This is a genomic window from Streptomyces sp. NPDC040405 (assembly GCF_055595765.1).
This window is the reverse complement of sequence record NZ_JBVIVI010000011.1, coordinates 231,810-245,463: the sequence shown is the minus strand read 5'-3', so window position 1 is coordinate 245,463 and position 13,654 is coordinate 231,810. Positions and strand designations below refer to the sequence as shown.

The 13,654-nt window shown below is 71.9% G+C and carries 13 protein-coding genes; 2 read left to right on the top strand and 11 right to left on the bottom strand.

All coding sequences use genetic code 11. The annotated features are described in order from the left end of the window. Positions 1-79: 79 nt before the first annotated feature. The 11 genes from yajC to pgsA form a co-directional block, all read right to left on the bottom strand. Positions 80-610 carry a preprotein translocase subunit YajC gene (gene yajC, locus ACZ59A_RS35905; protein WP_470967584.1) on the bottom strand — a complete coding sequence of 177 codons (531 nt, stop codon included), beginning with the start codon at positions 608-610 and terminating at the stop codon, positions 80-82. A 205-nt stretch (positions 611-815) separates the two neighbouring features. Further along, positions 816-1,919: a Holliday junction branch migration DNA helicase RuvB gene (gene ruvB, locus ACZ59A_RS35900; protein WP_470967581.1), complete on the bottom strand. Its 1,104-nt coding sequence runs from the start codon at positions 1,917-1,919 to the stop codon at positions 816-818. A gap of 67 nt (positions 1,920-1,986) precedes the next feature. Beyond that, positions 1,987-2,607 (bottom strand): Holliday junction branch migration protein RuvA, encoded by a 621-nt coding sequence (gene ruvA / locus ACZ59A_RS35895; protein ID WP_468046526.1) that lies wholly within the window; start codon positions 2,605-2,607, stop codon positions 1,987-1,989. After that, positions 2,604-3,149, bottom strand: coding sequence for a crossover junction endodeoxyribonuclease RuvC (gene ruvC, locus ACZ59A_RS35890; protein WP_470967703.1), 546 nt, complete (start codon positions 3,147-3,149; stop codon positions 2,604-2,606). Before ruvC ends, ruvA begins: the two co-directional genes overlap by 4 nt. Before the next feature lie 141 nt (positions 3,150-3,290). After that, positions 3,291-4,043, bottom strand: coding sequence for a YebC/PmpR family DNA-binding transcriptional regulator (locus ACZ59A_RS35885; protein WP_470967578.1), 753 nt, complete (start codon positions 4,041-4,043; stop codon positions 3,291-3,293). Between the two features lie 64 nt (positions 4,044-4,107). Then, on the bottom strand, positions 4,108-4,710 hold the full coding sequence (pdxT, locus tag ACZ59A_RS35880; RefSeq protein ID WP_470967575.1) for a pyridoxal 5'-phosphate synthase glutaminase subunit PdxT: 603 nt from the start codon (positions 4,708-4,710) through the stop codon (positions 4,108-4,110). Positions 4,711-4,803: 93 nt separating this feature from the next. Further along, positions 4,804-5,736, bottom strand: a complete 933-nt coding sequence (gene pdxS / locus ACZ59A_RS35875) for a pyridoxal 5'-phosphate synthase lyase subunit PdxS (protein WP_468046519.1) — start codon at positions 5,734-5,736, stop codon at positions 4,804-4,806. 211 nt (positions 5,737-5,947) lie between these two features. Continuing rightward, positions 5,948-6,490, bottom strand: a complete 543-nt coding sequence (locus ACZ59A_RS35870; RefSeq protein ID WP_468046517.1) for a hypothetical protein — start codon at positions 6,488-6,490, stop codon at positions 5,948-5,950. A gap of 56 nt (positions 6,491-6,546) precedes the next feature. Next, positions 6,547-7,707 carry a glycosyltransferase family 4 protein gene (locus tag ACZ59A_RS35865; RefSeq protein ID WP_470967573.1) on the bottom strand — a complete coding sequence of 387 codons (1,161 nt, stop codon included), beginning with the start codon at positions 7,705-7,707 and terminating at the stop codon, positions 6,547-6,549. After that, positions 7,704-8,630, bottom strand: a complete 927-nt coding sequence (locus ACZ59A_RS35860; protein ID WP_470967570.1) for a phosphatidylinositol mannoside acyltransferase — start codon at positions 8,628-8,630, stop codon at positions 7,704-7,706. The genes ACZ59A_RS35865 and ACZ59A_RS35860 overlap by 4 nt, the downstream gene beginning before the upstream one ends. Beyond that, positions 8,627-9,352, bottom strand: a complete 726-nt coding sequence (pgsA, locus tag ACZ59A_RS35855; RefSeq protein ID WP_470967567.1) for a phosphatidylinositol phosphate synthase — start codon at positions 9,350-9,352, stop codon at positions 8,627-8,629. Before pgsA ends, ACZ59A_RS35860 begins: the two co-directional genes overlap by 4 nt. A gap of 149 nt (positions 9,353-9,501) precedes the next feature. Here pgsA and ACZ59A_RS35850 point away from each other — a divergent pair, with 149 nt between their 5' ends. Together ACZ59A_RS35850 and ACZ59A_RS35845 are read left to right on the top strand one after the other, a co-directional pair. Then, positions 9,502-11,712, top strand: coding sequence for an elongation factor G-like protein EF-G2 (locus ACZ59A_RS35850; protein ID WP_470967565.1), 2,211 nt, complete (start codon positions 9,502-9,504; stop codon positions 11,710-11,712). 173 nt (positions 11,713-11,885) lie between these two features. Beyond that, entirely contained in the window at positions 11,886-13,541 is a 1,656-nt protein-coding gene (locus ACZ59A_RS35845) for a hypothetical protein (RefSeq protein ID WP_470967562.1), read from the top strand. The last annotated feature ends 113 nt before the right edge of the window (positions 13,542-13,654 follow it).

Here is a 13,654-nt window from a genome sequence, read left to right as displayed (position 1 = left end):
GTGTGCCCCCGCCGGAGCCTAGAGCGTCCATGAAACACGGCGCGCCGAGCGGGGGCACGCCGTGGTTCACACTGCAGGACTACTTCGCGTCGGCGCCGCCGTCCCGCTTTTCGTCCTCGGGCGCGTCGGCCGTGGCGGCGGCGTCCTTGCCGAGGTCGATCTTCTTGGCGTCGGCCTTCTCGCCCTCCGGCTCGCCGTCCGCCTCCGCCTTGTCGGCGGAGTCCGCGTCGCCCGCGGGGGTGGTCAGCGAGGAGGCGTCGTCGGGGACGACAGGGGTGTCGGCGCCGTCGACGGCTCCGTCGGCGTCGTCCGCGCCGTCATCGGGGTCGATGCCGTGGACGATGTGGTTGTACTCCGCGTCGGAGAGGACGGCGCCGATCGCGTTCTTCGCGTAGATCGCGTGAACGGCGGGGGCCACCTCGAGGAGGACCGTGTCGTCGTGGACCTCCTTGACCGTCGCGTACATGCCGCCGATGGTCCGCACGCCGGTGCCCGGCTGCATGGTGTCGCGCATCTTTGCGGCCTGGCGCTGCTTGTTCTTGGCCGACCGCGTCATCAGGAACATGGCCCCGATAAGCACGATGAACGGCAGGAGAGTCACGATATTCACGGGACGGAGATCCTTCACACGACCGCTGGGGCGCGGCCTGGTCTACGGGGGTGGGTATGCCATACGGAAGAACGGACGGCACACGGACGGCATCGGCGGAGTCTAAGCGAGCCCACGCCTATGGAACAACGCCCGGCGTGGCACCGGGGTTCCTGACCCCACCATTATTCGCTCTTCACGCCATGATGCCGGAGCATACGCGCCTTCACGCCTCAAACAGGCCGCTCTGGCCGCCCCCGGCGGCGCGCTGCGGCGGGGTGAGGCCCAGGTGCTCCCAGGCCGCGGGGGTCCCGATCCGGCCCCGGGGCGTACGGGCCAGCAGGCCCTCGCGCACCAGAAACGGCTCGGCGACCTCTTCCACGGTCTCACGCTCCTCCCCCACCGCGACCGCCAGGGTGGACAGGCCCACCGGGCCGCCGCCGAACAGCTTGAGCAGGGCGCTGAGCACCGCCCGGTCCAGCCGGTCCAGGCCCCGGCCGTCCACGTCGTAGACCGCCAGGGCGCTCGCGGCGATCTCCCGGGTGATGAGGCCGTCCGCCTTGACCTGGGCGTAGTCGCGCACCCGGCGCAGCAGCCGGTTGGCGATACGGGGCGTGCCGCGGGAGCGCCCGGCGATCTCGGCCGCGCCCTCGGGATCTATGGTCAGCTCCAGGAGCCGGGCGGAGCGGTGGATCACGCGCTCCAGCTCGGCGGGGGCGTAGAACTCCATGTGGCCGGTGAAGCCGAAGCGGTCGCGCAGCGGGGGCGGCAGCAGTCCGGCCCGGGTGGTCGCGCCGACCAGGGTGAACGGCGGCAGCTCCAGCGGGATGGCGGTGGCCCCGGGCCCCTTGCCGACGATGACGTCGACGCGGAAGTCCTCCATCGCCATGTACAGCATCTCCTCGGCGGGCCGGGACATGCGGTGGATCTCGTCCAGGAACAGCACCTCGCCCTCGGTGAGCGAGGAGAGGATCGCAGCGAGGTCGCCCGCGTGCTGGATGGCCGGGCCGGAGGTGATGCGGATCGGGGCGCCCATCTCGGCCGCGATGATCATCGAGAGGGTGGTCTTGCCGAGCCCGGGCGCGCCGGAGAGCAGCACGTGGTCGGCGGTGCCGCCGCGCTGCCGGGCCGCCTTGAGGACCAGGTCCAGCTGCTCGCGGACCCGCTCCTGGCCGACGAACTCCCCCAGGTCCTTGGGGCGCAGGGCGGCCTCCACCGCCTGGTCGTCCCCGTCGGCGTCGGCGCCCACCAGCCGGCTGCCCGCGTCACCGGGCAGGGCGCCGGACAGGGCGTCGTCGGCGTCGGCCGGTGCGGTCTCGTCCCAGTTCACTGCGTTTCGCCTCGCGAGATCTCATCGAGCGGTCCGGCCGGGCGCGGCATGGCGCACCGGCGGCCGGTCAGCGGGTGCGGTTCAGGGTCTGCAGGGCGGCCCGCAGCAGCTGCGCCACCTGCGGCGCACCGCCCTCGGCCAGGGCCGCTTCGGCCTGCGGGGTGACGGCGGCCACCGCCTCGTCGGCCTCCCGGGTGGCGTACCCGAGGCCGACCAGGGCGGTGTGCAGCTGGTCGCTCCAGCCCGCGGCCGCGGGCGGGCGGGCGGCGGGCACGGTCCGGCCGACCGGCTCGCCGAGCCGGTCCTTCAGCTCCAGCAGCAGCTTCTGCGCCCCCTTCTTGCCGATGCCGGGGACCGCGGTGAGCGCCTTCTCGTCACCGGTGGAGACGGCGAGCCGCAGCGTGTCCGGCGCGTGCACGGCCAGCATGGCCTGGGCGAGCCGGGGTCCGACCCCGCTGGCGGTCTGGAGCAGCTCGAAGACCTGGCGCTCGTCGTCGTCCGCGAAGCCGTACAGCGTCAGGGAGTCCTCGCGGACCACGAGCGAGGTGGCGAGCCGGGCGGGCTCGCCGATCCGCAGCCCGGACAGGGTGGCCGGGGTGCACTGGACCGCCATCCCGACCCCGCCGACCTCGACGACGGCGGTGTTCGGGGCGAGCGCCGCGACCGGACCGGAGACGAACGCGATCATTTGGTACGGCCTTTCATGGGGCGGCTCAGGGTGCGGTGGGCGGCGACGGCCTGCTGCAGCCGGTTGGTCGCGGGGGCGCGCCAGATGTGGCAGATGGCGAGCGCCAGGGCGTCGGCGGCGTCGGCCGGTTTGGGCGGGGCGTCCAGCCGCAGCAGCCGGGTGACCATGGCGCCGACCTGCGCCTTCTCGGCTCGCCCCGAGCCGGTGACGGCCGCCTTGACCTCGCTGGGGGTGTGCAGCGCGACGGGCAGCCCGCGGCGCGCCGCGCAGAGCATCGCGACCGCGCTGGCCTGGGCGGTGCCCATGACGGTCCGCACGTTGTGCTGGCTGAACACCCGCTCCACGGCTACGAATTCGGGCCGGTGCGCGTCCAGCCACTCCTCGATGCCGCGCTCGATGAGGACGAGGCGGTCGCCGATCCCGGCGTCCGCCGGGGTCCGTATGACGCCGACGCCCAGCATCCGCAGGGGGCGGCCCGCCACCCCGTCGACCACGCCGATACCGCACCGGGTCAGCCCCGGGTCCACGCCCAGCACCCGCACCGCGCCCCTCCCCTCCGTCACGCTTCGGTCATGTGTTCCTGCAGGCTAGCGGCTGCCACCGACAGCACCGGCCGACAACGCCGACGGGCCGGTGGGGTGTGTCCCCGCCGACCCGCCCGCCATACGTGTGCTGATGTGCCGTCAGGCGTCGACCTTGGCCATGACCTCGTCGGAGACGTCGAAGTTGGCGAAGACGTTCTGCACGTCGTCGCTGTCCTCGAGCGCGTCGATCAGCTTGAAGATCTTGCGCGCGCCGTCCTCCTCCAGTTCCACCTGCATCGTAGGCACGAAGTTGGTGTCGGCCGAGTCGTAGTCGATGCCCTCCTTCTGGAGCGCCGTGCGGACCGCGACCAGATCGGTGGCCTCGCTGAGCACCTCGAAGGACTCGCCGATGTCGTTGACCTCCTCGGCGCCCGCGTCGAGCACCGCGGCCAGCACGTCGTCCTCGGCCAGCTCACCCTTGGGGACGATCACGACGCCCTTGCGGTTGAACAGGTACGACACCGAGCCCGGGTCGGCCATCGAGCCGCCGTTGCGGGTCATCGCCACGCGGACGTCGGAGGCGGCGCGGTTGCGGTTGTCGGTCAGGCACTCGATGAGCACCGCGACACCGTTGGGGCCGTAGCCCTCGTACATGATCGTCTCGTACTGGGCGCCGCCCGCCTCGAGACCGGCACCGCGCTTGACCGCGCTGTCGATGTTCTTGTTCGGGACCGACTGCTTCTTGGCCTTCTGGATGGCGTCGTAGAGCGTCGGGTTGCCCTCGATGTCGGCCCCGCCCATCCGGGCCGCCACCTCGATGTTCTTGATCAGCTTCGCGAAGAGCTTGCCGCGCTTGGCATCGATCACGGCCTTCTTGTGCTTCGTCGTAGCCCATTTAGAGTGGCCGGACATCCGCCTGTCTCCTTCGCGTTACCCATTCCTGCACGAACGTCTGCGATCCTACCGGGATCGCCGCTCAGCGCGCGGCCCCCACCATGTCGACGAACAAGGCGTGCACGCGGTGGTCACCGGTCAGCTCCGGGTGGAACGAGGTCGCGAGGACATTGCCCTGCCGGACCGCGACCGGGTGGCCCTCGTACGTCGCCAGCACCTCGGCGCCGCCGCCCACCGATTCGACCCACGGCGCGCGGATGAAGACGCCTTCCACGGGGCCGCCGTCGATGCCCTTGATACCGACCGCGGCCTCGAAGGACTCGTTCTGGCGGCCGAAGGCGTTGCGACGCACGATCATGTCGATGCCTCCCACGGTCTCCTGGTCGTCCCGGCCGTCGAGGATCTTGTCCGCGACCATGATCATACCGGCGCAGGTGCCGTACACCGGCAGGCCCGCGCGGATGCGCTCGCGCAGCGGCTCCAGCAGCCCGAAGATGACCGCGAGCTTGGACATGGTGGTGGACTCGCCGCCGGGGATCACCAGACCCTCGACCTCGGCCAGTTCCTCGGGGCGGCGCACCGGCCGGGCCTGGGCGCCGGCCGCGGCGAGCGCGGCCAGATGCTCACGGACGTCGCCCTGGAGGGCGAGCACGCCGATGAGGGGAGTCTCGGACGTCTCGGACACGGTACGGGGACCTCTCGGGTGTCAGGGTGAAACGCGTCCGGTGGACGGCCCGCGGGCGGCGCGGGCCGTCCACCGGACGTGGGGACGCGGGGGTTACCAGCCGCGGTTGGCGTACCGCTCGGCCTCGGGGAGGGTGTCGCAGTTGATGCCGACCATGGCCTCGCCCAGGTCGCGGGACGCGTCCGCGATGACCTTCGGGTCGTCGTAGAAGGTGGTCGCCTTCACGATCGCCGCGGCGCGCTTCGCCGGGTCACCGGACTTGAAGATGCCCGAGCCCACGAAGACGCCCTCCGCGCCGAGCTGACGCATCAGCGCGGCGTCGGCCGGGGTGGCGACACCACCGGCGGAGAACAGCACGACGGGCAGCTTGCCGGTCTGCGCGATCTCCGCGACCAGCTCGTACGGGGCGCGCAGCTCCTTGGCGGCGGCGAACAGCTCGTGGTTGTCCAGGCCGCGCAGCCGGGCGATCTCGTTCTTGATCTGGCGCAGGTGACGGACCGCCTCGACGACGTTGCCGGTACCGGCCTCGCCCTTGGAACGGATCATCGCCGCACCCTCGGCGATCCGGCGCAGCGCCTCGCCCAGGTTGGTGGCACCGCACACGAACGGGGTGGTGAAGGACCACTTGTCGCTGTGGTTGACCTCGTCGGCCGGGGTCAGCACCTCGGACTCGTCGATGTAGTCGACGCCCAGGGACTGGAGCACCTGCGCCTCGACGAAGTGGCCGATGCGGGACTTCGCCATGACCGGGATGGAGACCGCGCCGATGATGCCGTCGATCATGTCCGGGTCGGACATCCGGGCCACGCCGCCGTCCTTGCGGATGTCGGCCGGAACCCGCTCCAGCGCCATGACCGCGACGGCACCGGCGTCCTCGGCGATCTTGGCTTCCTCCGGCGTGACGACGTCCATGATCACGCCGCCCTTGAGCTGCTCGGCCATGCCGCGCTTGACGCGGGCGGTGCCGGTCGCGGGAGCCGCCGGATTCTCTGCGGACGGGGACGTGCTGGCGGACGTGGTGGACACGGTTTGACCTCACTCGATAGTGAAAAGTGCGATGAACCCATCGTAGGGCCGTTCGATACCTGTTCATGACCCGGCCATCCGGTCCGGGTCATGGACATGTGTGATACACGCATGAACGAAACCCGGTCCGGGCGGGCCCCGGCAAGGGCCAATCGCAGGCCGGTGGCTCTCGGGTGATGAGGCCGGTGGCTCCGACGCCCGCCCTGCCGCCTCAGTGCGCGGCGCGTGCCACCAGGGCCGCCGGAGGCTCGTCGTCCATCTCGAACGCCAGCGGAAACGGGGCATGGCCCGCCAGCCGGAACCAGCGCACCTTGCGGTGGCGGCGCAGCGCCCGCGCCGCCCGCACCGCGTCGTTGTGGAACCGCCGCGCCATCGGCACCCGGCGAACCGCCTCCGCCAGCTCCTCCAGCGCCGCCTCGCCGCCCGGCGCCTCCCGCACCGCCTCGACCTGCGCGGGCTCCTCGAAGACCGCCCGCAGCGCCTGGCTCAGCTCGCTCTCGGCGACCTCACGGTGCTCCTCCTCGGCCTGCCGGGCGGCGTGCGCGGCCTGGTAGAGCACCATCGAGGAGGCGGGGTCGAGCACTCCGGCGGTGCCCAGCTCCTGGGTGACCGACGCGCGGCGCAGCAGCTGCGCGTCCAGCGCCGCCCGCGCCGCGTCCTGACGGCTGTGCAGCCGGTCCAGCCGCCCCGCGGTCCAGCTCAGATAGACGGCGACGACCACCAGCGCGACCGCGACCCAGATCAGTGTGCTCACGCCGCGCCACGCTACCGCCTGCCGCCCCGGCTTTCCGCCCCCGTCGTGGGTCGGTCCTAGTCCCGGGTCAGGCCCAGCCGGGTCAGCAGGCCGACGCGGTCGTCGGCGTCGACGGACGACGTACCGTCCGTCACCGTCTCGTAGACCGCCAGGACGTCCGCCCCCACGGTCGACCAGTCGAAGCGCCGCACATGGCGGCTGCCCCGCTCGCGCAGCTCGGCGAGCCGGTCCGGGTCGCCCAGCAGCCGTACCGCCGCGGCCGCCAGCGCGTCCGCGTCCTCATTGGCGAACAGCTCACCCGCCGCTCCCCCGTCCAGCACCTGGGCGAAGGCGTCCAGGTCGCTGGCGAGGACCGCGGCGCCCGCGGACATGGCCTCGACCAGGATGATGCCGAAGCTCTCGCCGCCCGTGTTGGGCGCGACGTACACGTCCACGCTGCGCAGGAAGCGCGCCTTGTCCTCGTCGCTGACCATCCCCAGGAACTCGACCCGGTCCCGCAGCCGCTCCGGGAGGTCCGCGACCGCCTCCTTCTCGTCGCCGCGCCCGGCGACCAGCAGCCGGGTTCCGGGCCGCTCGGCGAGGATCTTCGGCAGGGCGCGCATCAGCACCGGCAGCCCCTTGCGGGGCTCGTCGATGCGGCCGATGAACCCGATCGTGTCGCCCTGCCACTCGTCCTTCGGCTCGGCGTCGGCGAAGAAGCCCACGTCGACGCCGTTGGGGATGACGACGGCGTCGCCGCCCAGATGCTCGACCAGGGTCCGCCGCGCGTACTCGCTGACCGCGATCCGCGCGCTGATCTTCTCCAGCGCGGGCTGCAGGATCGGATACGCCGCGATCATGGCCCGCGAGCGCGGGTTGGAGGTGTGGAAGGTGGCGACGATCGGCCCCTGCGCCGCCCAGCAGGCGAGCAGCCCGAGGGAGGGCGAGGTGGGCTCGTGGATGTGGATGACGTCGAAGGCGCCGTCGTGCAGCCAGCGCCGCACCCGGGCGGCGGACAGGAAGCCGAAGTTGAGCCGGGCGACCGAACCGTTGTACGGCACCGGGACCGCGCGCCCCGCCGAGACGACGTACGGCGGCAAGGGGGTCTCGTCGTCCGCGGGGGCGAGGACGGAGACCTCGTGGCCGCGCCGGATGAGGTGCTCCGCCAGGTCGCGGATGTGGAACTGCACTCCGCCCGGGACATCCCAGGAGTAGGGGCAGACGATCCCGATCCTCAACGTTTCTCCATTCCAGGACCGTGATCCGGTCCAGGACCGTGGTCCAGGTCGGCCAGCCACAGCCGCTGGAGCATGTGCCAGTGCTCCGGGTGTTCGGCGATCCCCGAGGCGAAGGCGTCGGCGATGTGCTGGGCCATGACGGCAGTCTGATCGGCGCGCGTGCCGCTCTCCGGCACCTCGACGGGCGGATGGACCCGGCCCCGCATGACCGGGGACTCGTCGTACCACAGGGTGACCGGCAGCAGCAGCGCGCCGGTCTGCGCGGCGAGCCGCGCCGGGCCCGCGGGCATCTTCGCCGTCTCGCCGAAGAACGACACCTCCACGCCGGAGGCGGACAGGTCCCGGTCGGCCACCAGGCAGACCAGGCCGCCCGCCCGCAGCCGCCGCGCCAGCGTCCCGAACGCGGCACCGCCCTGGTGCGGCAGCACCTCCATGCCAAGACCCTCGCGGTAGGCGACGAAGCGGTCGTACAGCGACTCCGGCTTCAGCCGCTCCGCGACCGTGGTGAACGGCACCCCCAGTTCGGTGGTGACCCAGGCCCCGGCGAGGTCGTAGTTGCCCATGTGCGGCAGGGCGAGTATCACGCCGCGGTCGCTCGCCAGCCCGTCCGCCAGATAGTGCGCGTCCTTGATCTCCACGCCGCCGCGGATGCGCTCCGCGCTCCACGTCGGAAGCCGGAAGGACTCCATCCAGTAGCGCATGTACGAACGCATGCCCGCCCGGGACAGCTCGGCCAGCCGCCGCGGCGAGGCTTCGGGGACGACGCGCGCGAGATTGGCCTCCAGGCGCAGCACGCCCTTGCCGCGCCGCTTCCACGCCTGGTCGGCGATGCGCTGCCCGAGCGCCACGGCGACCGGCTCGGGGAGCTTCTTGACCGTGCTCCAGCCGAGCCCGTACAGCGCGTCGGTCAGCCGGTCCTTCACCGTGTCTCGCCCCCCTGGGGCACCGCGCGCTCCGTGGCGTCCGCCTCGGCGGCCTCCCGGCGCACGGTGACCACGCGCTGTACGAGGGTCACGGCACTGCCCACGGCCACGATCCACAGCCCGATCGGCAGCAGGATCTCGATGTGCGGCACGCCGAAGATGTGCAGGCCGGAGAGGCCGCAGGCGACCAGCGAGATCACCAGTCGCTCGGCCCGCTCGACCAGCCCGTTGACGTTCACCGGCAGCCCGATGCTCTCGCCGCGCGCCTTGGTGTACGACACCACCTGGCCACTGGTGAGACAGAAAATCGTCACCGCACACAGCACATTGTCGTCGCCCCCGCCCGCGTACCACAACGCCAGACCGCCGAAGATCGCCCCGTCGGCGACCCGGTCCAGCGTCGAGTCGAGGAACGCGCCCCAGCGGCTGGAGCGGCCCAGCTGCCGTGCCATATTGCCGTCGACCAGGTCCGAGAAGACGAAGAGCGTGATGACGACGGTGCCCCAGAAGAACTCGCCGCGGGGGTAGAAGACCAGCGCACCCGCGATCACACCACCGGTTCCGGTGAGCGTCACCGCGTCCGGGCTGACGCCGAGGCGGATGAGCAGGGCGGCGAACGGTGTGAGAACACGCGTGAAGAAAGCACGCGCGTACTTGTTCAGCATGGCCTTCCCGGTGGGTCGATACGGGCCGGATGGCCAAGAGGCCACCGGCTGGCCCATCGTAGCCAGGCGCTACCGGGGCGCCGCGCACCTGTCGGACCGCTCCCACGCCCCTCCCGTGTGATGCCCGGATGTGCGACGTATGGACGCGCCGTGACCTCGGTGGAAAGCTCGAAGTATCGCAAGGTGTCGACCTGGAGGCGAGACACATGGGCGACAAGACGAACACACACCCAGGGGCCGCCGGAAGGGCAGCGGCGGCCGACCGGCCCAGCTCCCTGCGGAACGTGGTGCTGGTCGGCCACAGCGGGTCCGGGAAGACGACGCTGGTGGAGGCCCTCGCGCTGGCGACCGGCGCGATCAACCGGGCCGGCCGGGTCGAGGACGGCGGCTGCCTCTCCGACCACGACGAGATCGAGCACCGGCAGCAGCGCTCGGTGCAGCTGTCCCTGGTCCCCGTCCAATGGGGCGGGGTGAAGATCAATCTTCTGGACACCCCGGGCTATGCCGACTTCGTCGGGGAGCTGAGGGCCGGTCTGCGAGCAGCGGACGCGGCCCTTTTCGTCGTTTCGGCGGCCCAGGACGCGGTGGGCATCGCGGGCGCCACCCGCATGGTCTGGGAGGAGTGCGCGGCGGTCGGGATGCCGCGCGCCATCGTGATCACGCACCTGGAGGCGGCCCGCGCCAGCTTCGAGGAAATGACCGAGATCTGCCGTCGGACCTTCGGCGGCGACGACCCCGACGCCGTCCTGCCGCTGTACCTGCCGCTGCGCGGCGAACCGGCCCCGGACGGGCACGCCCCGGTGACCGGGCTGATCGGCCTGCTCTCCCAGCAGGTCTACGACTACTCCTCGGGGTCCCGGACCGAGACCCCGCCCACCGACGGCCAGGTCCCCCTGGTCTCGGAGGCCCGCGACCGGCTCATCGAGGGGATCATCGCCGAGAGCGAGGACGAGACCCTCATGGACCGCTATCTGGGCGGCGAGAAGATCGATGTCAAGACGCTGATCGACGATCTGGAGAAGGCCGTCGCCCGCGGCAGCTTCCACCCCGTGCTGGCCGCCGCGCCCGCCGCCGACGGCTCCCGGCAGGGCCTGGGCACCACCGAGCTGCTGGAGCTGATCACCCGCGGCTTCCCCACGCCGCTGGAGCGCGAGGCCCCCGCGGTCACCACTCCGCAGGGCGCCGCGTGCCCGGCGCTGGCCTGCGACCCGGACGGGCCGCTGGCCGCCGAGGTCGTCAAGACCTCCTCCGATCCGTATGTCGGCCGGATCTCGCTGGTCCGGGTCTTCTCCGGGACACTGCGCCCGGACGAGACGGTGCACGTCTCGGGGCACGGCCTCGAGGACCGCGGCCATGAGGACCATGACGTGGACGAGCGGGTGGGCGCCCTGTCCACGCCGTTCGGCAAGCAGCAGCGCACGCTGTCCCAGGCCATCGCGGGCGACCTGGCGTGCGTCGCCAAGCTGACCCGCGCCGAGACCGGGGACACGCTGTCGGCCAAGGACCGGCCGCTGCTCATGGAGCCCTGGCAGATGCCCGACCCGCTGCTGCCCGTCGCCATCGAGGCGCACAGCAAGGCGGACGAGGACAAGCTGTCGCTGGGCCTGTCGCGGCTGGTGGCCGAGGACCCGACGATGCGGCTGGAGCAGAACCCGGACACCCACCAGGTGGTGCTGTGGTGCCTGGGCGAGGCCCATGTGGACGTCGCCCTGGAGCGGCTGCGCGCCCGGTACGGGGTGCAGGTGGACGGGGTGCCGTACAAGGTGGCGCTGCGCGAGACGTTCGGCGGCAAGTCCGCCGGGCGCGGGCGGCATGTCAAGCAGTCCGGCGGGCACGGCCAGTACGCCATCTGCGAGATCGAGGTGGAGCCGCTGCCGGGCGGCTCGGGCATCGAGTTCGTGGACAAGGTCGTCGGCGGCGCGGTGCCCCGGCAGTTCATCCCGTCCGTCGAGAAGGGCGTACGGGCCCAGGCGGCACGCGGCGTCTCCACCGGCAACCCGCTGGTCGACGTGCGGATCACGCTGCTGGACGGCAAGGCGCACTCGGTGGACTCCTCCGACGCCGCGTTCCAGACGGCGGGCGCGCTCGCGCTGCGCGAAGCGGCCGCCGACACCTGGATCGAGCTGCTGGAACCGGTGGTCAAGGTCGGCGTCCTGATCTCCGACGACTATGTCGGCGCCGTCATGAGCGACCTGTCCGGGCGGCGCGGGCGGGTCGTCGGCACCGAGCAGTCGGGCGGCGGCCGGACCCTGATCCAGGCGGAAGTCCCGGAGATCGAGATCGGCCGGTACGCGGTCGACCTGCGGTCGCTGTCGCACGGCACCGGGCGGTTCAGCCGCTCGTACGCCCGGCACGAGCCGATGCCGCCGCAGGTGGCCGAGCGGATGCGCGGCGAACGGGCCGGCGCCGGGGCGTAGGTCACGGGCCGCGGATCAGCCGCCCGCCCCGGCGGAGTTGGGGCGGGCGGCGGTCCGCGAGCGCCTGTGAGCGGGGAAGTTATCCACAGGTCACCACGCACTGGCGACAGGCGGTACGCACCCCGGATACGCTGAGGTCGCAGCGCAAGCAGCGTGCGGTATTGGGGGCGTTGGTGACGGACGGATTCGATTTCAGTCCCGGGGCACAGGTGCCCCTGTCCGGGTCTGCGGGAGAGACGGCGGCGACACAGGCGCTCGCCTCCGCCGCCTACCGTGACGACCCGGTGGCGAAGCTGCTGGAGGCCAACTCCGAGTGGACGGTCTCGGAGGTGAAGGCGCCCAAGATCTCGCTGTTCGAGCCGAACCTGGGCGAGGCGTTCTCGCGCGCCGTGCAGCTGCGCATGCTCGGCGGCGGCCGCAACCAGGTGATCCAGTCCTTCGGCACCGAGCCCCAGACGATCGTCGAGCACTGCCTGGCCGCCAACCGGATCCGCAAGGTCCGCGACGCCCGCCTCACCGTCGTCATGGTGATCTTCGGGCTGCTGTTCCTCCCCGGGGCGCTGCTCTGGCTCGGCGCCTTCCAGCTCCGCCGCTCGGTGGCAGGCGCCCAGGACAAGCGGATGGGAGCGCTGGGCACCGTCCTGATGGCGGCGCTCGGCGTCTTCGTCCTCATCTTCCTGGTCAAGCTGCCGTTCAACGGCTTCTGGGGCATATACCTGCGGGGCGTGGTGGTCGTCCCGGTGATCGGCTGGTTCATCGCCAAGCAGATCTGCGAGCGCACCGCCAAGGAGCTGCGGGACTACTGGGGCGGGCTGGTCTCGGGCACCGGAGTCGGCGCCAAGGTGCCGGAAACCGTGCCCAACCACCCGGGCCAGACCTCCGCCGAGGTGCTGCGCAAGTCACTGCACAAGCTCACCGCCGAGCAGTACAGCAACGTTGTCTTCTACGCCGGGGCCAAGGGCATACTCGGCATGGGCACCCGCTGGGGCAGCTGGCAGCTCGCCGAGGACCTGGTGTCGGCCGACCCCGACAAGGAGATCGACCCCTTCCGCAGCTGGGATGTCATACGGGCGATCCACGACCAGCTCCGCATGCTGGAGCGCACCCCGCTGCACACCGGTGGCTTCACCGCCCCGCCCCAGGTGCGCCACTGGGTGGTCTCCGCCGTCACCGAGGGCGCCAAGTCGGTCGAGCGCAGTGGCACTTCCGAGGAGGAAGGCTTCCAGATAAAGGGCGTCGAGCTGCAGCGGATCTGCGATCAGCAGCAGTTCGGCGCCGGTGACCGGCACTACCTGGGCGTGCAGTTCGTGCTGTGGGACGGCCAGTTGGTGATCACCCTCATGATCACGGTGACACTGCTGCACAAGACGCTGCGGATCGAGGTCACCGGGCATGCGCTGGGCCCGGTGAACCCGCTGTTCTTCGGCAAGCCCTCGGCGCCCTCGAAGACGGTCGCCAAGACCTTCCGGTTCTGGGAGACCAAGTCGGTCCCGCTGCCGATCGTGAAGCCCGCGGAGGTGGTGCGGCTCGCCGCGCGCGCCCCCTTTACCTGGTACCCGCCGGTCCTCGACCACCTCGGCGGCAAGCTCGTGCTGCCCGAGCCGTTCGGGCTGCGCCACGCCTGGGCCGACAAGCCCTGGCGGCACCGCTTCATGGCGGACGACGCGCTGCGGACGGCCGCCCCCGTGCTGCGGGTGGTCCACGAGGCGGCGATCGGCGTGCTCAAGCACCACGGCGTGGACACCGAGCGCTTCGGCAACCGCTCGCTGGCCCTCAGCGGCCAGGTCCAGGACGCCGCCCCGAAGAAGGCCGACCTGTACGACGCGTAGCACCCGGCGCATGACAGGGGCGGGGGGGGGGGGGGGGGGGGGGGGGGGGGGGGGGGGGGGGGGGGGGGGGGGGGGGGGGGGGTGGGGGGGTGGGGGGGGGGGGGGTGGTCAGG

Excerpts from the sequence above, each read along its gene's own strand:
- ruvA (WP_468046526.1), bottom strand. The coding sequence starts at position 2,607 with ATGATCGCGTTCGTCTCCGGTCCGGTCGCGGCGCTCGCCCCGAACACC.
- ACZ59A_RS35885 (WP_470967578.1), bottom strand. The coding sequence starts at position 4,043 with ATGTCCGGCCACTCTAAATGGGCTACGACGAAGCACAAGAAGGCCGTG.
- pgsA (WP_470967567.1), bottom strand. The coding sequence starts at position 9,352 with ATGGGCCAGCCGGTGGCCTCTTGGCCATCCGGCCCGTATCGACCCACC.
- ACZ59A_RS35850 (WP_470967565.1), top strand. The coding sequence starts at position 9,502 with ATGGGCGACAAGACGAACACACACCCAGGGGCCGCCGGAAGGGCAGCG.